The 18879-nt window shown below is 66.2% G+C and carries 18 protein-coding genes; 11 read left to right on the plus strand and 7 right to left on the minus strand.

Annotation, left to right across the window (positions count from 1 at the left end; genetic code table 11):
- The first annotated feature begins 76 nt into the window (after positions 1–76).
- Positions 77–1033 carry an HPr(Ser) kinase/phosphatase gene (gene hprK, locus F0Q04_RS00080; RefSeq protein WP_021026712.1) on the plus strand — a complete coding sequence of 319 codons (957 nt, stop codon included), beginning with the start codon at positions 77–79 and terminating at the stop codon, positions 1031–1033.
- Positions 1034–1053: 20 nt separating this feature from the next.
- Here hprK and F0Q04_RS00085 read toward each other — a convergent pair whose 3' ends face one another.
- The 3 genes from F0Q04_RS00085 to fur all read right to left on the minus strand — a co-directional run bounded on the left by F0Q04_RS00085 (position 1054) and on the right by fur (position 4453).
- Positions 1054–2262, minus strand: a complete 1209-nt coding sequence (locus tag F0Q04_RS00085; RefSeq protein WP_182343861.1) for a DUF1501 domain-containing protein — start codon at positions 2260–2262, stop codon at positions 1054–1056.
- A gap of 11 nt (positions 2263–2273) precedes the next feature.
- Positions 2274–3884: a DUF1800 domain-containing protein gene (locus F0Q04_RS00090; protein ID WP_182343863.1), complete on the minus strand. Its 1611-nt coding sequence runs from the start codon at positions 3882–3884 to the stop codon at positions 2274–2276.
- Positions 3885–4030: 146 nt separating this feature from the next.
- Positions 4031–4453, minus strand: a complete 423-nt coding sequence (gene fur / locus F0Q04_RS00095; RefSeq protein ID WP_021025553.1) for a ferric iron uptake transcriptional regulator — start codon at positions 4451–4453, stop codon at positions 4031–4033.
- Positions 4454–4553: 100 nt separating this feature from the next.
- On the opposite strand from fur, the gene F0Q04_RS00100 reads away from it, so the two are divergent.
- The 6 genes from F0Q04_RS00100 (at position 4554) to F0Q04_RS00125 (ending at position 10336) form a co-directional block, all read left to right on the plus strand.
- Positions 4554–5120 (plus strand): outer membrane protein assembly factor BamE, encoded by a 567-nt coding sequence (locus tag F0Q04_RS00100; protein ID WP_182343865.1) that lies wholly within the window; start codon positions 4554–4556, stop codon positions 5118–5120.
- A 115-nt stretch (positions 5121–5235) separates the two neighbouring features.
- Positions 5236–6072, plus strand: a complete 837-nt coding sequence (dapB, locus tag F0Q04_RS00105) for a 4-hydroxy-tetrahydrodipicolinate reductase (RefSeq protein WP_182343866.1) — start codon at positions 5236–5238, stop codon at positions 6070–6072.
- Positions 6073–6123: 51 nt separating this feature from the next.
- Positions 6124–6852, plus strand: coding sequence for a MotA/TolQ/ExbB proton channel family protein (locus tag F0Q04_RS00110; protein ID WP_182345507.1), 729 nt, complete (start codon positions 6124–6126; stop codon positions 6850–6852).
- Between the two features lie 28 nt (positions 6853–6880).
- Positions 6881–7309: an ExbD/TolR family protein gene (locus F0Q04_RS00115; RefSeq protein ID WP_116927822.1), complete on the plus strand. Its 429-nt coding sequence runs from the start codon at positions 6881–6883 to the stop codon at positions 7307–7309.
- Positions 7310–7493: 184 nt separating this feature from the next.
- Positions 7494–8495 carry a DUF2157 domain-containing protein gene (locus F0Q04_RS00120; RefSeq protein ID WP_165841256.1) on the plus strand — a complete coding sequence of 334 codons (1002 nt, stop codon included), beginning with the start codon at positions 7494–7496 and terminating at the stop codon, positions 8493–8495.
- A complete protein-coding gene (locus F0Q04_RS00125) occupies positions 8495–10336 on the plus strand; it encodes a GDYXXLXY domain-containing protein (protein ID WP_182343868.1) in 1842 nt (613 codons plus the stop codon). The genes F0Q04_RS00120 and F0Q04_RS00125 overlap by 1 nt, the downstream gene beginning before the upstream one ends.
- A gap of 13 nt (positions 10337–10349) precedes the next feature.
- Here F0Q04_RS00125 and F0Q04_RS00130 read toward each other — a convergent pair whose 3' ends face one another.
- Entirely contained in the window at positions 10350–11576 is a 1227-nt protein-coding gene (locus tag F0Q04_RS00130) for a mechanosensitive ion channel family protein (protein WP_182345508.1), read from the minus strand.
- Between the two features lie 302 nt (positions 11577–11878).
- On the opposite strand from F0Q04_RS00130, the gene leuS reads away from it, so the two are divergent.
- From leuS to F0Q04_RS00150, 4 genes are all read left to right on the plus strand, one after another.
- Positions 11879–14578: a leucine--tRNA ligase gene (gene leuS, locus F0Q04_RS00135; protein WP_182343870.1), complete on the plus strand. Its 2700-nt coding sequence runs from the start codon at positions 11879–11881 to the stop codon at positions 14576–14578.
- A 5-nt stretch (positions 14579–14583) separates the two neighbouring features.
- Entirely contained in the window at positions 14584–15096 is a 513-nt protein-coding gene (lptE, locus tag F0Q04_RS00140) for an LPS assembly lipoprotein LptE (RefSeq protein WP_116927635.1), read from the plus strand.
- Between the two features lie 40 nt (positions 15097–15136).
- The gene (gene holA, locus F0Q04_RS00145) at positions 15137–16189 is read left to right on the plus strand and encodes a DNA polymerase III subunit delta (protein WP_182343872.1); all 1053 of its coding nucleotides are present in this window, start codon (positions 15137–15139) and stop codon (positions 16187–16189) included.
- A gap of 119 nt (positions 16190–16308) precedes the next feature.
- Positions 16309–16704 (plus strand): VOC family protein, encoded by a 396-nt coding sequence (locus tag F0Q04_RS00150; protein WP_182345509.1) that lies wholly within the window; start codon positions 16309–16311, stop codon positions 16702–16704.
- Here the strand turns inward: F0Q04_RS00150 and F0Q04_RS00155 are convergent.
- From F0Q04_RS00155 to F0Q04_RS00165, 3 genes are read right to left on the minus strand one after another with little or no spacing between them, the layout of a single operon-like run.
- Entirely contained in the window at positions 16701–17342 is a 642-nt protein-coding gene (locus F0Q04_RS00155) for a hypothetical protein (protein WP_182343874.1), read from the minus strand. The two genes, F0Q04_RS00150 and F0Q04_RS00155, sit on opposite strands and share 4 nt — an antisense overlap.
- Positions 17342–17860, minus strand: a complete 519-nt coding sequence (locus tag F0Q04_RS00160) for a carboxymuconolactone decarboxylase family protein (RefSeq protein WP_182343876.1) — start codon at positions 17858–17860, stop codon at positions 17342–17344. The genes F0Q04_RS00155 and F0Q04_RS00160 overlap by 1 nt, the downstream gene beginning before the upstream one ends.
- A 15-nt stretch (positions 17861–17875) precedes the next feature.
- The gene (locus F0Q04_RS00165) at positions 17876–18862 is read right to left on the minus strand and encodes a Bug family tripartite tricarboxylate transporter substrate binding protein (RefSeq protein ID WP_182343878.1); all 987 of its coding nucleotides are present in this window, start codon (positions 18860–18862) and stop codon (positions 17876–17878) included.
- Between the last annotated feature and the right edge of the window lie 17 nt (positions 18863–18879).

The following is an 18879-nucleotide window of genomic DNA, read 5'->3' on the forward strand; positions in this document are numbered from 1 at the left end:
AACCCCGTTTTTCCTGCTAGTCTTTCACACTGGCGGGTGGCTTTGCTGCGCGCTCTGGCTTTGAAAGGACTGCACCGTGAAACCCAATGTCGTAAGCGCAGATGTGTTGTTCGAGGAGTTCCGTGCCTCGCTGCGCTGGGAATGGCTGGCGGGCCTGGGGGCCTCCGAGCGCCGCTTTGACGAAGTGGCGGTGCGCAGCGCCCGCTCCAGCGCCGACCTGGTGGGCTACCTCAACTACATCCACCCCTACCGCGCGCAGGTGCTGGGCGAGCGCGAGATCGCCTACCTCACCAACTCCACCACCGAAGACTGCCGCCGCCGCATCGCCCGCATCGTGACCCTAGAGCCGCCGGTGCTGGTGCTGGCCGATGGCCAGGGCGCCCCTGACGAGCTGCTGTCCATGTGCGAGCGCGCGCACATCCCGATGTTCTCCACCAAGGAGTCGGCCGCCTTTGTCATCGATGTGCTGCGCGCCTTCCTGTCCAAGCATTTCGCCGACCGCACCACCATGCATGGCGTGTTCATGGACATCCTGGGCATGGGCGTGCTGATCACCGGTGAATCCGGCCTGGGCAAGAGCGAGCTGGGCCTGGAGCTGATCACCCGTGGCAACGGCCTGGTGGCCGATGACGCCGTGGACCTGTACCGCATCAACCAGACCACGATCGAGGGCAAATGCCCCGACCTGCTGCAGAACCTGCTAGAAGTGCGCGGCATCGGCCTGCTCGATATCCGCGCCATCTTTGGTGAGACGGCCGTGCGCCGCAAGATGCGGCTCAAGCTGATCGTGCACCTGGTGCGCAAGGAAACCATGGAGCGCGACTACGACCGGCTGCCCGCCGCACCGCTGACCCAGGATGTGCTGGGCATTCCGGTGATGAAGGTGGTCATCCAGGTGGTGGCCGGCCGCAATATCGCCGTGCTGGTGGAAGCGGCGGTGCGCAACACCATCTTGCAGCTGCGCGGCATTGACACCTACCAGGAGTTTGTCGACCGGCACCGCAAGGCCATGGCCAGCGGGCGTGAGTTTTAAAACCACCGAGGCCTGCAGCCTCAAACCAGCCGCAGGTCCTTGACCGCGGCCTGCGGAAACACCTGCTGCAGCTGCGCCGTTGACAGGCCGTACATGCGCGCAAACAGGCCGCCCAGCACGCTGCGGTACTCGTTGAGCACGGGGTAGTCGCGGTTCTGGAACAGATTCGCCTCGCTCACCTCGATCTGCTCGCCCACAATGCGCCCACCGGCCTGCGCCGACAGGCCGCCGCCCAATATCCAGTACGCGGTGCCATGGCCGTGGTCGGTGCCCTTGTTGCCGTTTTCACGGAAGGTGCGGCCAAACTCGCTGACCACCGCGACGACGGTGTGGCGCCAGGGCTCGGCGCCCATCTCCTGCGCAAAGGCGGCCAGGCCCCGGCCTAGGTCATCGAGCCGGTTGGCCAGGTTGCCGCTGGCATTGCCCTGGTTCACATGGGTGTCCCAGCCGCCCACATCGACAAAGCCCAGATCGAACTGGTCACGCATCAAAGTGGCCATGCGCTGGGCCACCAGGCTGAAGCCCTTGGCGCTGATGGCATCACGCCCGGCCTTGTCCATCTCCTCCTGCATGCCGCGCAGCACGGCCGCGCGCACCTCAAAGCCTTCGTTGACGGCAGGCGCCAGTGCGGTGCCGGCATACATCGCGGCAATGGCGCGGCTGCGGTTGGCATCCACGCCGCCCTTGCCGACATTGGCCAGCGCGGTATTGGCAATGCGGGCCGGCCCGCGCATGCACAGCGGCAGTTGCGCGGTAAACGCCATCGGCGCCAGGTCGCTGCGCCCCTGCAAGGTTTGCGCCAGGCGGTTCATGAAGCCGCTGCGCAAACTCGGGTGGGCATCGAGCGGCTGGCCCAGCTCGATCGAGTCCTGGGTTTCAAAATGGCTGCGGGAGAGGTCGTCGGTGCCGGCAAAGGGCACAAAGCAGGCCTGCTTGCTGCGCCACAGCGGCAGCACGCTCCCTTCCATCGCCGGGTGCAGGCCCCAGCGCGTATCCAGCGGCAGCGCGCCATTGGCCTCGCCCGGGCGTGCGATGGCGATCGTGGGGCGCGCGGCGTAGTAGAAGTCGCTGTGCGTGGGCACCAGCAGGCTGTTGCTGTCGTAGGCGCCGCGCAAGAACACCAGCAAAAAGCGCGGTGTATCGCTGCGGGGCGCTGCTGCGCGGGCCCGTGCCAGGCTGAAGGCCAGCGGCAGGCTGGCGGCGGCAGAGAGAAAGTGGCGTCTTTGCATGGCGTACCTCGTCAGCGAACCATCATTTCGGGGGCGGAGAGAAAGTAGGTATTCCAGTCGGGCACATTGCGCGCCTTGGCCAGCGCGTCGCGCGATGCCGCGCTCCACTGGGCCACGCGCGCCTGGGCGGTGGCACGCTGCGCCAGGTCCGGGTACGGCGGCTGCTCCAGCGCGGCCTGAGGTTCGGCGCGGAACAGCACGGCACTGCGTGTCGCAATCTGCCGCGCCACATCAAAGCGCGCGGCCATCTGTCCGGAACTGGCCCAGTCCGATTGCGATACGGGGTAGCCATCGGGCGTTTCATGGCCGTAGAGGGGCTGGCCCAGGCGGTTGATCCAGCCGATCACCGGGCGCACATCGCTGGCTACGCGCTCGTCATAGCCCAGGCGCACGGCGCCCAGCACATAGTGCATGGGGTCCTTGAAGCGCTGGCCTTGCTGGGCCAGCGCCTCGGGCGCGGTCAGCAGCGCACGCAAGGTGGTGGCCATATCGCCATGGCTGCGCGAGAAAGCCGCTGCCGTGCGCTGCACCAAGGCGGGTGGCGGGTTGTCGCTCATGAAGAACACTGCCAGCTTGCGCGCAATGAACTGCGCCGTGGCGGGCGAGGCCACGATGCGGTCCAGCGCCTCGTCCACCGCCGCCATGCCCTTGGCTCGCAGCGGCTGGCCCAGCAAGACCTGGGGCGCATAGTCGTGCCGCTTGGGGTTGAACTCGAAAAAGCCATCGCGCAGGTAATCGGCCTGCAGCTCGGGGTCCATCCGCGGCGGCGGTGCATCGGCATCGCGGGTGCTGAAACCCACGCCCGTCAGCACATGGGCCATGGCCTGCACATCGGCCTGGGTGTAGCCGCTGCCCACGCCCATGGTGTGCAGCTCCAGAAGCTCGCGGGCGTAGTTTTCGTTGATGTGGCCCTTGGCGTTGCTGGCGTTGTTCAGGTAGAGCAGCATCGCCGGGTGGCGCATGCTCGCTTCGAGCAGCGTGCGGAAGTTACCCAGGGCGTTGGGGCGGATCGCCCGCTCCTCGTAATCTGCTATCCACAGCCGCGTTTCGGCCTTGCGCGTGCTGACATTGAAGTGGTTCATCCAGAACCAGGTCATCTGCTCCTGCAGCTGGGCGGGCGAGTACAGCGCACGCAGCACCTGGCGCTGCTGGGCCTGGGCGGCGAGCTGGTTCAGGTGGCGCTGCACTTCCTGGCGCAGGCGCGCGCCTTCGCCCTCTCCCTGGCCTTGCTCGGTGGCGGTGCGGGCAGCCAGGCGCTGCGCAGCAATGTCGCGCTGCAGCTCCAGCATGCTGCGCTGGCTGATTTCCAAGGCCGCAATCTGCTGCTCGGCCTGGGCGGGCAGGCGGGGCGGCTGGCGCGGCGCGAGCTGCGCATCCAGCCAGCGCTGCAGGCCCAGGCGCTGGAGCTGCTGGTCGGCGCTGTCGCTCGCGCCCCAGCTGACGCGGTCCAGCCATTGCAGGCGCTGGGTGGCGCTCAGCGGCACCGCTGCCGTATCGGGCAACGCCGCCTGCGCGCTGGCCGCATCTGGCGGCGCATGGGAGGCGCAGGCGCCAAGCCACAAGGTGCCCGCCAAGGCGGCGGCGCTGAGGGTGAGCAGTCGGGGCAGTCGGTTAGGGCGCATGGGGAGTCTGGAGCCTGGTGCAGAAGGCCCCATGGTGCGCCTGTGCCGTCGCGCTGCTGTAAAGCTATGTGTGCAAAACGTAAAAAGCGAAGCGTTTTCGGCGCTTCGCTTTTCAGGTTCTGGCGGGCAGCGGTGGGATGCTGTGCTTATTTGGCCTTGACCGCGCACTCCGCGCATTGGCCGTACAGGGCCATCGAGTGGTCATGCACGATCCAGCCCTTGCTCTTGGCAATGGACTGCTGGCGCTTTTCGATCTCGGGGTCATAGAACTCCTCGACCTTGCCGCAGCTGGTGCAGACGAAATGGTCGTGGTGCTGGCCTTCGTTGAGCTCGTAAACCGCCTTACCGCTCTCGAAGTTACTGCGGATCAGGATGCCGGCCTGCTCGAACTGGGTCAGCACGCGGTAGACCGTGGCCAGACCGATGTCGGAGCGCTCTTCCAGCAGCACGCGGAACACATCTTCCGCCGTCATGTGGCGCTGAGCACCATTCTGGAAGATATCCAGAATCTTCAGCCGAGGCAGCGTTGCCTTGAGGCCAGTGCTTTTGAGTTCTTCAATATTTTTCATAACAAGGTCTTTCAAGTGGGCCCGATTGGTATACGGACTTCTGGAGAAGGCCTGGAGACCAGCCGCTACAATGGCCGATCATATCGCTATGTCTAAAACCATGCCTGAATTTGTTCGTTCCGGTGTCCGCATGGCGGCGCTGTTGGCCCTGGGCGCCAGTGTGGCCGCTTGCGGCTCCTTCAATGAAGCCAGCCGTAAGTTCGCCAGCGCCATCACCCCCTACAAGGTGGAGGTGGTGCAGGGTAATGTGATCACCAAGGAGCAGGTCGACGCGCTGCAAAAAGGCATGAGCCGCCAGCAGGTCAAGGATCTGCTGGGCACCCCGCTGCTGGCCAGCGTGTTCCACGCCAACCGCTGGGACTACGTGTTCACCATCAAGCGCAAGGGTGTGCCCGAGCAGGAGCGCCGCTTTACCGTGTACTTCAACGACACCGGCCTGGAGCGCTTTGAAGGCGATGAGATGCCCAGCGAGCAGGAGTTCGTCGCCTCGGTCACGACCTCGATCAAGAACCCCAAGGTGCCGCGCCTGGAAGCAACGCCCGAGGAGCTGGCCAAGTACAAGGCCGATCAGCCAGCCCCCGCCCCCAGCGCCGACACCAGCAGCAGCGACACGAGCACCGCCACGCCGCCTGCCAGCTACCCGCCGCTGGAATCGCCCCAGCGCTGATGCCATGGCGCTGGCATGCCCCCGTCCTGCACTGGCAGCGGGTGGCCAGCGCCGTCTTTGGGCCGTGTCCGATGTTTGCTGAGATGCCGCCCGTTTGAGCCCCAGGAAACTACCCATGACCGCCCCCCTCTCCCCCGACAACAGCCCCCGTATTGCCGTCGCCATTGCAGGCGCCAGCGGCCGCATGGGCCGCATGCTGATCGAAGCCGTGCTGGCCAGCACGGACCTGCAGCTGAGCGGCGCGCTCGATGCCGCCGGCAACCCCAGCCTGGGCACTGATGCGGGTGCCTTCCTGGGCCGCCACACCGGCGTGCAGATCACCGCCGACCTGGCCCAGGGCCTGCAAGGCGCCGATGTGCTGATCGATTTCACCCGACCCGAAGGCACGCTGGCCCACCTGGCGCTGGCGGCCGAGCGCGGCGTGGGCGTGGTCATCGGCACCACGGGCTTTAGCGACGCGCAAAAGACGCAGATCCGCCAGTTTGCCGACAAGACGGCGGTGATGCTCTCGCCCAATATGAGCGTGGGCGTGAACGTGACTTTCAAGCTGCTGGAGATGGCGGCCAAGGCCTTGCAAGAAGGCGGCTACGACATCGAGATCGTCGAAGCGCACCACAAGCACAAGGTCGATGCCCCCTCGGGCACGGCGCTGAAAATGGGCGAGGTGATTGCCGAGGCCCAGGGCACACAGCTGGCCGACCGCGCCGTCTACGAGCGCTTTGGCCACACCGGCGCGCGCGTGGCCAACAGCATTGGCTTTGCCAGCATGCGCGGCGGCGATATCGTCGGCGACCACACCGTGCTGTTTGCCGGCGATGGCGAGCGCATCGAGATCTCGCACAAGTCCAGCAGCCGCGCCGGTTACGCCAATGGCAGCCTGCGGGCAGCGCGCTACCTGGCGCGCCAGAAGACCGGCCTGTTCGACATGTACGACGTGCTCGGCCTGAAATAAACCCAGCCCGGCACACCCACCCCGCTATTACAAGGACGGCCAACCATGACGATGGGGCAATGGCTCTCGCAAGCAGACGGCGTCGCCCGGGCCACGGCCCTGGTCTTGTTGCTCATGTCCGTCACCAGCTGGGTGCTGATTCTCTACAAGGCCTGGTGGCTGGGCCGCGCCCATGGCGCCACCTTGCGGGCCACCGATGCTTTCTGGCAGGCCAGCAGCTGGGAGCAGGCACGCCTGGCGCTGCCAACCATTGACCGCGCCGCCTTGCTGACCCCGGTGGCCGATGCGATTGCGCACATTGTGGCGGCCGAGCCCGCAGCCAACCACAGCCTGGCTGTGGCCAGCGGCGCCCAGGTGCAAACCACCCGCGTGCTGCGCGAGGCGCTGCATGGCGCCAGCCACCGGCTGCAGTGGGGGCAGACGGTGCTCGCTTCCATCGGCGCCACCGCCCCCTTTGTCGGCCTGCTGGGCACCGTCTGGGGCATCCACCAGGCGCTGGCGGCGCTGGCTGGTGCCGAGCATGTCAGCCTGGAGCAGCTGGCCGGCCCCGTGGGCGAGGCGCTGGTGATGACCGCCGCCGGCCTGGCCGTTGCCTTGCCGGCGGTGCTGGCCTACAACCTGCTGGGCCGCAAACTCGCGCAGGTCGAGGAGCTGCTCGAAGGCTTTGCCCACGACATGCAGACCTGGGCCTTGCAGCAAGCCGCCCAGGCGCCACAGGCCTACGCCGGCATGCAGGCCCACAATGCCGTGGATAGCATCGCCCTGGTGGGCAGCCGCTGAGCCGCCGCCAACCCAGGCCCTTCGCACCATGGCATTCGGTCGCTTCAACAAAACCCCGGCCAGCGCGCCGATCAGCGCCATCAATGTGACGCCGCTGGTGGATGTGATGCTGGTGCTGCTGGTTATCTTCATCATGGCAGCGCCCTTGCTGGCCGCCTCCATCCGCCTGGACCTGCCCCAGGCCGCCAGCGCCACCCGGGCCAATCCGCCGGCGGCGATTGCGGTGCAGCTCAATGCCCAGGGCGCGCTGTTTGCCGATGGCCAGCCCACCGACATGGAGGCCCTCAAAGCGCTGTTCAAGCAGCAGGCCGAGCGCAATCCGCAGACCGAGGTGCAGCTGTCCATCGACCAGAGCCTGCCCTATGCCCGCGCCGTCGAACTGATGGATGCGGCGCAAAGCGCCGGCCTCAGCCGCATGGGCTTTGTGGCCCAACCCCAGGCTGCCGCCGCACGCTGAGCACCCCGGCCCGGTCTCGCCTGGCGGGCTCCGGCAGTATCGTTTGAAGCTACCTGAACTGGCGCATGCCCTGGCCCAGAAGCGTTTGGTTATATTGCAGGCTGTGTGCAGGCTGCCTGGGGCGGCTGCACCAGGGCCACCGCTGCACCGCCGTGCAAGCGGCCCACCAACGAGGAACAAACGCATGGACTCCACCCTGTACCAGGTCAGCGCCCAGTCGGCGCCAGGCGACCCGCGCATCGCGCCGCTGTATGCACTGGCTGTCTCAGCCGGTGCCCCGGCCGATCTGGCCCGCAAAATCCGCGCCGGCCTGCTGCTGGTGGCCGCGCTGCTGGTGGCCAGCGGGCTGATCTTCTGGGTGGCGGCCAACTGGCAGGCGCAGTCGCACTGGTTCAAGCTGGGCCTGATCGAGGGCACGCTGGCGCTGTCCGTGCTGGCCGCCTGTCTGTGGCCGCGCCTGCGGCTGGCGGCGCTGCTGTGCGCCACCCTGGTGCTGGGCGGCCTGCTGGCCTATGTGGGCCAGACCTACCAGACCGGCGCCGATGCCTGGCAGCTGTTTGCCGCCTGGGCGGCGCTCTCGCTCATCTGGGTGGCACTGGCTGCCAGCGATCTGCTCTGGTGCGTCTGGGTGCTGATCGTCGCAGCCGCCATCGTGTTCTGGACCGGCAAGCTCGACCTCTGGCAGGTCCTGGTCGCCGACCGCGATACCCTGCCCCAGCTGCTGCTGCGCCTGGCGCTTTGGCTGGCGCTGGCGCTGGTGCCGCTGCTGGTGTACTGCGTGCCGGCCCTGCGGGTGCGCGGCGGCATGGGCTGGTGGTCGCAGCGCCTGGCGCTGGGCGGCGCGCTGGCAGCCTGGTCGGCCATTGCCACCGTACAGCTATTTGACGAGGCCACGCGCCAGACCCTGGCGGCCTTTGCGCTCAGCGGCGCCTTGGTGGCTGCCAGCTTGCTGGTGGCGCTGTTCAGCCGTTTTCGCGACTTTATCTGCACTTGCCTGGCCACCTTGGCCGCCAATGTGCTGGTGCTGTCGCTGATTGCCCGCTGGATATTCGAGTGGCATGAGACCGAGGCCCTGCTCGCCTTTGCCGTGGTGGTGATGGTCTGCCTGGGCGCTTCGGTCAAGGCCTTGATGGCAGCGCAGCACTACCTGCATGCCCAGCAGCGCGACCACCAGGAGGTGCTGTGATGGCTGCTATCCGTCCTCTGTCATTTCTGCGCACGCAACCGGCCTGGTGGTCCCCGGCCCGCCAGCAAGGCCTGGTGCAAGGCGATGCGCCTGTGCAAGATCTGGATGAGCCCCCGGTCCTGGTGCTGGCGTTGGCCATGCTGGGTGCGCTGGCCAGCCTGGTGCCGCTGGCGGTATTTCTGGCGCTGGCGCTGGGCGAGCGTTTTGTCTTTGGTGCCGGCGGCGTGGTGCTGGGCCTGGTGTTTCTGGCCGCAGCCGGTGGTTTGATGCGCCAGTCCCGCCATGCCTTCCTCAACTGCGTGGCGCTGGTGCTCTGGTGCGCGGGCGGGCTGCTGGTGCTGGTCAACCTGGGCGATGTGGCTGACTCACGCCTGGGTGTGCTGCTGATTGGTACGGTCTCGGCGCTGGTGCTGATGCTGGGCGCCGCGCTGGCGCAGATGCGCTGGATCCAGTCGCTGATGGGCCTGGGCTGGGGCATGGCCGTGGTGGTCAGCCTCATGGCGCTGCAGTCCTGGCTGCCGGCCTTGCTGCCGCTGCAGCTCGATGCGCTGCTGCCCGCGCTGCTGTGGTGCCTGTGGCTGCGTGCCGAACCCGCGCGCCTGGCCACGCCGGCGCAGCGCTGGTCCCGGCCGCGCTGGGCCGCCTTTGCCGATGCGGCCATCGTCGGCGTGCTGATCAGCAATTTCGCCTCGGGTTATGTCGCCCGCGCCATCTTCTGGGAGCAGAGCGGCGACTTCATGCCCTGGGCCATTCCTGCCGGGCGCGCGCTGGCCGTGGTGGTGGTGGCGCTGTCGGCCTGGATGCTGGCCCGCCAATGGCGTGCGCGCGGCACCACCAACCGCCAGGGCGAGCACAGCCTGCTGCTGGCGGGCGCAATGCTGGCGCTGGCCGCCTGGTTCAGCACCGGGCTGGCCGTTGTTGGCCTGGTCGCCGCGGGTGCCTTGCTGGCGGCGCGCTGGCGAATTGCCGTACTCTGCGCGCTGCTGGCGCTGGTCGCGCTAGGCCAGTTCTACTACCACCTGGGTTGGTCGCTGGCGGCCAAGGGCCTGGGCCTGGCGCTGGCTGGCGCGCTGCTGCTGGCCTGCCTGTGGGCGCTGCGCCGCGCGGCCGATGCCGGCGCTGGCGCAGACACGCCGCCTGCAGCGCCGCAGCGCCGGCTGCAATGGGTCGGTCTGGTCGTGGGCGCGGTGCTGGCGCTGGGCCTGGTCAACTGGGATGTGCGCGGCAAGGAGCAGGTCATTGCCCATGGCCTGCGCATTCTGGTGCCGCTGATCCCGGTGGACCCGCGCTCCTTGATGCAGGGCGACTATATGGCGCTGAACTTTGCGCTGCCCTTTGAGATGCGTGAAAAGCTCAAGGACATCGTCAGCGCCAGCCAGCTGGTGCGCGCCAGCGTTGACGACCAGGGCGTGGCCACCATCTTGGGCTTGCTGACCGCGACCGAGCCCTTGCAAAAAGGCGAGGTGGCGCTGCCGCTCAAGCGCCTCAAGGGCCAGTGGGTGCTGGTGACCGATGCCTACTTCTTCCCCGAAGGCCAGGGCCGGCATTTTGAGCAGACCCGCTATGGCGACTTCCGCGTGCTGCCCGATGGCCGCGCGCTGCTGGTGGGCCTGGCCGATGGCTATGGCCAGCCGGTGCTGCCGCTGCCAGGCCGCTCGATCTGGGAAAGCCCGCTGGGCATCACCAGCCCGGAAGCGACCGGTGTGGCCAGCGAAGCGCCCGTGCCAGAGGCCGACGAGCCGGTGGCCGTGGCGCCCGAGCCGCTGCCCGAAGCGGTAGCGAATGTGCCCTCATCGTCGCCGTCACCCGTGCCAGCACCGGCCCAGGGGGCGCGGCGCTAGGCAACAGACACGATCAGCGCTGCAGGGCCTGCACTTCGTGCTGGCGCAGCGCCACCTGCATGTCATTGCCCGAGGGCACCTGGAACACGCGCAGGCCGAACTCCGGCAGGATGGCGATCAGGTGGTCAAAGATATCGCCCTGGATCGCCTCGTACTCGAGCCAGGCGGTGGTATCGGTAAATGCATAGATCTCGAGCGGCGAACCCTGGTTGGTCGGCTCCATCGCGCGGGCCATCAAGGTCATGTCCTTGCGCAGCTTGGGGTGGGCCTGCAAATAGGCATTGCAGTAGGCGCGGTAGGTGCCGATATTGGTCAGCTGGCGCAGGTTGACGATCTCGTCGGCCATGTCCGGCGCCTTGGCCGAGAAATCCTGGTTGTAGGCGGTGATCTCAGCGACCTTGCCTTCCAGGTAGGGGCGCAGCAAGGCGATGTGGCTGAGCTCAGCGATTTCGGCGCGGGTCAGAAAGCGCACCGAGGTGGTGTCGATGCACAGGGGCCGCTTGATGCGGCGGCCGCCCGATTCCGACATGCCGCGCCAGTTCTTGAAGCTGTCGCTCATCAAGCGCCAGGTGGGGATGGTGGTGATCGTGTTGTCCCAGTTGCGCACCTTGACGGTGTTGAGCGCCATGTCCACCACGGCACCATCGGCGCCGACCTGGTTCATCTCCAGCCAGTCGCCCACGCGAAGGATGTCATTGCTCGACAGCTGCACGCCAGCGGTAAACGACAGGATCGTGTCCTTGAACACCAGCATCAGCACCGCCGACATGGCGCCCAGGCCGCTGAGCAGAATCAGCGGCGAGCGGTCGATCAAGGTCGCCACCATCACGATGCCCGCGACCACCATCACCAGCATCTTGCCCAGCTGCACATAGCTTTTGACCGAGCGCGTGCTTTGGGCCGATTCCAGCTGGCTCTCGTTGGCCTGCTGGATGCCGTCCATGATGGCGCACAGCAGGCGCGCCACCTGCAGCGCCGTCACCGCAATCGCCACATTGCGGATCACCGTGCTGGCAATGACTGGCAGGTGCGGCACCGCGGCAATGCCCGTCTGAACCACCAGCGAGGGCACGATCTGCGCCACGCGCACCAGAATGCGGTTGTCCAGCAAGGTGCGCAGCCAGGCCGCGCCCAGGCTGGAGCGAAAGCGCGGCACGATCTGCAGCAGCGCCATGCGCACCACCAGGCGCAGTGCATAGGCCAGCAATACCAAGGCCGCCAGACCGGCGGCCGTTTGCATCCAGGGTTCGTATTGGTCCAGGGTTTCCCAGGTCACGAGGCAGAGTCCTTTCAAAGGGGGGATAAATCGGTTGGAAATGGGGGGATGCGGCCGGCGCCGCCCAGGGCGTCCCGCCAAGGGCAAGCCACCACCATATTGGCTATCAATAGAGAGATATTCATTTATTTTTACATGGCATGTATAACCGCACCCCAGCGTGCGGCACTCGCCATCCACGGGCAATGGCGATGGGCCTACAATCTTTGCCCAATTGACCTCGCCCCGGAAAGCCCGTGGGCGGCCGCTTTTTCCTGACCAGTTCCATGCAAGAAAAATACAACCACTCCGACGTAGAAGCCGCCGCGCAAAGCCAGTGGCAAGCCCAAGATGCCTACCGCGTGTCCGAGGACGCGGGCAAGAAAAAGTTCTACGCCTGCTCCATGCTGCCCTACCCCAGCGGCAAGCTGCACATGGGCCATGTGCGCAACTACACGATCAACGACATGCTCACGCGCCAGCTGCGCATGCAAGGCTACAACGTGCTGATGCCCATGGGTTGGGATGCCTTTGGTCTGCCGGCCGAGAACGCCGCGATCAAGAACAGCGTGCCGCCTGCGCAGTGGACCTACGACAACATCGCTTACATGAAAAAGCAGATGCAGGCGATGGGTCTGGCGATCGACTGGAGCCGCGAAGTGGCCACCTGCGACCCCGACTACTACAAGTGGAACCAGTGGCTGTTCCTCAAGATGCTGGACAAGGGCATCGCCTACCGCAAGACCCAGACCGTGAACTGGGACCCGGTGGACCAGACTGTGCTGGCCAATGAGCAGGTGATCGACGGCCGCGGCTGGCGCACCGGCGCGCTGGTGGAAAAGCGCGAGATCCCGGGCTACTACCTGGCCATCACCCAGTACGCGCAAGAGCTGCTGGACCATGTGCAGATGGGCAACGACAAGGCGACCTTGACTGGCTGGCCCGACAAGGTGCGCCTGATGCAGGAAAACTGGATCGGCAAGAGTGCCGGCGTGCGCTTTGCGTTCACGCATGGCGTGAAGAACGCCGATGGCAGCTTGATCGGCGAGGGCAAGATGTATGTCTTCACGACGCGTGCCGACACCATCATGGGTGTGACCTTCTGCGCCGTGGCCCCTGAGCACCCACTGGCCACCCATGCCGCTGCCTCCAACCCCGAGCTGGCGGCCTTCATCGAAGAATGCAAGAAGGGCGGCACCACCGAGGCCGAACTCGCCGTCAAGGAAAAGGAAGGCAAGCCCACGGGCCTGTTCGTCACGCACCCGATCACTGGCGCGCAGGTCGAGGTCTGGATCGGCAACTATGTGCTGATGAGCTATGGCGACGGCGCCGTGATGGGCGTGCCCGCCCACGATGAGCGCGACTTTGCGTTTGCCAACAAGTACAGCCTGCCGATCCGCCAGGTGGTGGCCGTCGAAGGCGAAGGCCCCTACGACAAGCAGCAGTGGCATGACTGGTATGGCGACAAGGAGCGCGGCGTCCTCATCGAATCCGGCGCCTTTGATGGCCTGCACTACAAGGAAGGCGTGCAAGCGGTGGCCAAGGCGCTCGAAGCCAAGGGCCTGGGCGAACTGAAAACCACCTGGCGCCTGCGCGATTGGGGCGTGAGCCGCCAGCGCTACTGGGGCACCCCCATCCCGATCATCCACTGCGAAGACTGCGGTGCCCAGCCCGTGCCCGAGAAGGACCTGCCGGTCGTGCTGCCCCAAGACCTGGTGCCCGATGGCTCGGGCAACCCGCTGATCAAGAGCGAAGCCTTCCACGCCGGCGTGGTCTGCCCCTGCTGCGGCAAGCCGGCCCGCCGCGAGACCGACACCATGGACACCTTTGTGGATTCGTCCTGGTACTTCATGCGTTATTGCGATTCCAAGAACAGCGAGAAGATGGTGGCCGACGGCGCCGACTACTGGATGCCGATGGACCAGTACATCGGTGGCATTGAGCACGCGATCCTGCACTTGCTGTATGCACGCTTCTGGACCAAGGTCATGCGCGACCTGGGTCTGGTCAAGGTCGACGAGCCCTTCACCAAGCTGCTCACGCAAGGCATGGTGCTCAACCACATCTACAGTCGCCGCACCGCCAAGGGTGGCAAGGAATACTTCTGGCCCAAGGATGTGGAGCAGGTGTTGGACGAGACCGGCAAGGTCGTGGGCGCCCAGCTCAAGGTGGCCGTGGACAGCGCCGATGGCCTGCTGCCCGTTGGCACCGCGATCGACTACGAGGGCGTGGGCACGATGTCCAAGTCCAAGAACAACGGGGTCGACCCGCAGGACCTGATCGAGAAGTACGGCGCCGATACCGCGCGGCTCTACACCATGTTCACCGCGCCGCCCGAGCTGACCCTGGAGTGGAACGAGTCAGCCGTCGAGGGCAGCTACCGCTTCCTGCGCCGTGTCTACAACTTCGGCAGCAAGCTGCATGCGCCTGAGTTCGATGCCGCCCGCGCCCAGGCGGCCAGTGCTGCGAACGCCGCCTTTGGCAAGGAAGCCAAGGCGCTGCGCCTGGAGATCCACACCGTGCTCAAGCAAGTGGCCTATGACTACAGCCGCATGCAGTACAACACGGTGGTGTCGGGCGCGATGAAGATGATCAACGCGCTGGAAGACTTCAAGGCCGTGGACAGCGAAGGCGGCCGCGCCGCGCTGGTCGAGGGCTTTGGCATTTTGCTGCGCGCGCTCTACCCGGCCACGCCCCACCTGACGCAGGTGCTGTGGGATGCGCTGGGCTACCAGCAGGCCTTTGGGGGCCTGCTGGACGCCGCCTGGCCCGAGGTCGATGCCCAGGCGCTGGTGCAGGACGAAATCGAGCTGATGCTGCAGGTCAACGGCAAGCTGCGCGGCTCCATCATCATCGCTGCCGGCGCCGACAAGGCCACGATTGAAGCGGCTGCTCTGGCCAATGAAGACTTCCAGAAAATCGCCAATGGCGCGACCCCGAAGAAAGTCATCATCGTGCCGGGCCGCCTGGTGAACGTGGTAGTCTAAGCGCCATGCAAAAACGCACGCTGCTTACTGCCCTGGCAAGCGTGCCGCTGCTGGCGGCATGCGGCTTCAAACTGCGCGGATCGGTGGATTTCGCGTTCAAATCGCTGTATTTGAACGGCAACGCCAATTCGGGCTTCCTCAAAGAGCTGCAACGCCACCTGGAGGCTGCCGGCAGCCTGCAGGTGCTGCGCGACCCGAGCCAGGCCACGCAGGCTGAGGCCATCTTCGATGACCTGGGCCAGCGCCGCGAGCGCGTCGTCGTCTCGCGCAATGCGGCCGGCGAGGTGCGCGAGCTGCAGATCCGCCTGATCACGCGTTTTCGGGTGCGTGATGCCAAGGGCGCCCTCTATGTGCCCGATTCCGAGTTGATGCAGTACCGCGAGATCAGCTACCTGGAAACCTACGCACTGTCCAAGGCGAACGAAGAGGACATGCTCTACCGCAACATGCAGACCGACATCGTTCAGCAGATCGTGCGGCGCCTGGCCATCGTCAAGTCCGTCACCCCTACCGAATGACAAGCGCTGCGGCCACGCCGCGCTGGAAGCGCCACCAAGCATGCAAGTGCCGTTGAATCAGTTGAGTGCCCAGTTGGGCAAGGGGCTGCGGTCTCTGTACACCGTGCATGGCGACGAGCCCCTGTTGGTGCAGGAGGCCGTGGATGCCATCCGTGCCAGCGCGCGCGCCAACGGTTACACCGAGCGCAGCAGCTTCACCGTCGCTGGCGCGCATTTTGACTGGAGCGCAGTGCTCGCTGCCGGCGGGAGCCTGAGCCTCTTTGCCGACAAGCAGATCATCGAAGTGCGCATCCCCAGCGGCAAGCCTGGCAAGGATGGCAGCACGGCGCTGCAGCAGCTGGTCAGCAGCAGTGTGGACAACGACAGCACCTTGACCATCGTGGTGCTGCCGCGCCTGGACAAGGCCACCAAGACCGGCGCCTGGTTTGCCGCGCTGGAGTCGCATGGCGTCACCCTGCAGGTCGACAGCATCGAGCGCGCCGCGCTGCCCGCCTGGATCGCCCAGCGCCTGCAGCGGCAGGAGCAGCATGTCAAAGCCGGCGAGGAAGGCCAGCGCACACTGGCCTTTTTTGCCGACCGGGTCGAGGGCAACCTGCTCGCCGCCCACCAGGAAATTCAAAAGCTCGGCCTGCTCTACCCGGCAGGCGAGCTCGGCTTTGAGCAGGTCGAACAGGCGGTGCTGAATGTCGCCCGCTACGACGTGTTCAAGCTCTCGGATGCCGTGCTCTCCGGCCAGGTGCTGCGCACCGAGCGCATGCTCAACGGCCTGCAGGCTGAGGGCGAGGCCGAGGTGCTGGTGCACTGGGCGCTGGCCGAAGACATCCGCGCGATGAAGCGGGTGAAAGACGCGCTGCGCAACGGCAGGCCCATGCCAATGGCCCTGCGCGAGAACCGCGTCTGGGGCAACAAGGAGCGCCATTTTGAGCGCGTGCTGCCCCGCATCAGCGATGCCACCGTCGCCCGCCTGCTGCACTCGGCCCACGCGGTCGATGGCATCGTCAAGGGCCTGAAGGTGCCCGAGTGGCCGGCCAATGGTTGGCAGGCACTGCACCGCCTGGCCCTGCAAACCTGCAAGGCCTGCACCAGCCGCTAAAGTCCCTCAGCCCCACTCCCTGCCGTGGTCTGAACACGGTCTCGGGCGTTCGGCAAGCGTGGCCCGCTGGTGCGGGTCCAGGAATATGTTCTAAAAAAAGGGCGCCCACCATGCAAGCACTGCAGTTCGGCTACACCATCGTCTATGTGCCCGATGTCGCGGCATCGTTGGCTTTTTTCTCGCAGGCCTTTGGCCTGGCCACCCGTTTTCTGCACCCCTCGGGCAGCTATGGCGAGCTGGAGACCGGTGCCACCACCTTGGCCTTTGCCGACCATGCGCTGGGCCATGCCAACTTCAGCGGCGGTCATGTGGCCGCGTCCGAATCGGCCCAACCGCTGGGGGTAGAGATTGCGCTGGTCAGCAGTGATGTGGCCCAGGCCTATGCCAGCGCATTGGCGGCCGGTGCTACGGCGCTCGCTGCCCCCACCACCAAGCCCTGGGGCCAGGTGGTGGCCTATGTGCGCTGCCCGGATGGCAGCCTGGTGGAGCTGTGCTCGCCGGTGGCCGGCGCCTAGCTTATCGCCTCCACCAGCGGTTGCGCATCAAACATCGTGCGCCGGGTGTTGGTGAAATGCGGCCGCACCCGCGCGCTCCAGGTGGTGCCCCGCACCGCCAGCCAGGCCGGGCAGCCCATCACCTCGGCATCGACCAGATCATAGCAGGCCAGCGACAGCGGGCCATGGTCCAGGTTCAGGTAGCGAAAGGCCTGGGCGGTGCCGGCCACGCTGGCCAGGCCGGGCAGATGCTCCTGGTCATACCAGGCAAACAACTCGTCCTGCCAACCGGCCTCGGGGTCCATCTCGACGGCGTAGTGCACGGGAGTGGCCTCGCCCTGGGCGGGGCCGATGCGCTGCATCACCAGCTGCAGGCGCGATAGCTCGCAGGCCGCCAGGCCGGTGCTGCCTGCGCTCTGCAAGCGGCGCTCGGCCTGCCGCGTTTGATCGGCGCTCAGCGGCTGCGGGCTGCCGAGTGCAAAGTACAGATAGGCGATGCCTTGGGGTTGCTGGGCCACACGCACCAAGCGCAGGTCAAGCTGCAGATCGGCCAAGTCCTGGCGCAGCAGCGCCAACGCGGTCTGCGCCAGCGTGGTGGCGGTTTCATGCACCACTGGCGTGCAGCGCAGCAGCAGGCTGTCGATGACAGGTGTGGACATCAGTGGCCAATCTCAAAGGCGTTCAAGAAGCGCGATACCATGTTGTAGGCGCCGATGGTGGCAAACAGCTCCACCTGCTCTTGTGCATTGAAGCGCGCAGCCACCTGCGCAAACAAGGGTTCGGGCACCTGCAGATCGCGGGTCAGCGCATCGGTCACCGCAATGGCCAGCTGCTGCAGGCCATCCCAGGCCGGGCTGGCGGTGGTGCCGGTATCGCGCGTTGCATCGATGGCGGCCTGCGTCACGCCGGCCTTGAGCGCATGCGGCACATGGGCCTCGAACTCATAGGCGGCCTGGTTGAGCATGGCCACCCGCAGGATGATCAGCTCGCGCAGCCCCGCATCGATGCTGCTGTAGTTGCGCACGGCAGAGAGCATCTGCTCCCAGCCCTTGGCAATGGCGGGGCTGTGCAGCAGCACCTGGTAGAGCGGCGAGATGCGGCCACGCTCGGCCTGGATCTGTTGCTCCAACTCCGCCAGGGCACTGCGGGTGCCTGGCTCAATCGCTTCAATGCGCATGGCAGTCTTTCAATCTCAATCGGGGGTGATGCGGTTGCGGCGGATGATGGCGGTCCACTTTTCCGTGTCGGTCGCCAGCTGCTGGGCCAGCGCTTCGGGGCTGGAGCCCACCACTTCGGCACCCGAGGCCTCGATCTTGCGCTGCACATCGGGTGCATGCAAGGCCGCATGGATGGCGCGGCTCAAAGCGGCTGCCACCGGGGCGCTGGTGCCCTTGGGCGCAAACACCGCATACCAGTTGTTCGAATCCACGCCCTTGTAGCCCAGCTCGTCAAAGGTGGGCACGTTCGGGTAGCGGGCGCTGCGCTTGGCAGCGGCAATGCCCACGGGCCGGAACTTGCCGCTGTCAATGGCGCCCACCAGGCCGGGAATATCGCCAAAGAAGCCATCGACATGGCCGGCCATCAGGTCAGTAATGGCAGGGGCCGCGCCCTTGTAGGGCACATGCATCAGATTCAGGCCGGCCGATTCATTGAGCTGGATGGCTGCCAGATGCGGCACGCTGCCGGTGCCGGACGACGCCATCGTCATCGGCTTGTCCTTGCGCTGGCTGGCGGCCTGCACAAAGTCCTTGGCGTCCTTGAAACTGGTCTGCGCATTGACCACCATGATCTCCACGTTGTTGACCACCAGCGAGACGGGCACCAGGTCGCTGGCGGGCTTGTAGTTCAGCTTGGGGTAGAGGGCAGGGTTGATGGCGACCGCACCCACGCTGGTCAGCCACAGGGTTTTGCCGTCGGGTGCTGAGCGGATCACGCTGTCGGCAGCAATCGCGCCGTTGGCGCCTGGCTTGTTTTCCACAATCACCGGGTGGCCCAATTCCTTGGCCAGCTGCTGCGACATCGTGCGCGCAATGAAGTCCACCGGGCCGCCGGGCGGAAAGGCCACCAAGAGGCGCGTCATCTCGCTTTGCGCCATGGCGCTGCTGGCGCAACCCAGCGCGGTGCCGAGCACGGCAGCGTGCAGCCACTGGCGGGCTGCGGGAAAGGCTTGGAATCTCATCGTTGTCTCCTTCAATA

Source organism: Comamonas koreensis (assembly GCF_014076495.1).
GTDB lineage: Bacteria > Pseudomonadota > Gammaproteobacteria > Burkholderiales > Burkholderiaceae_C > Comamonas > Comamonas squillarum.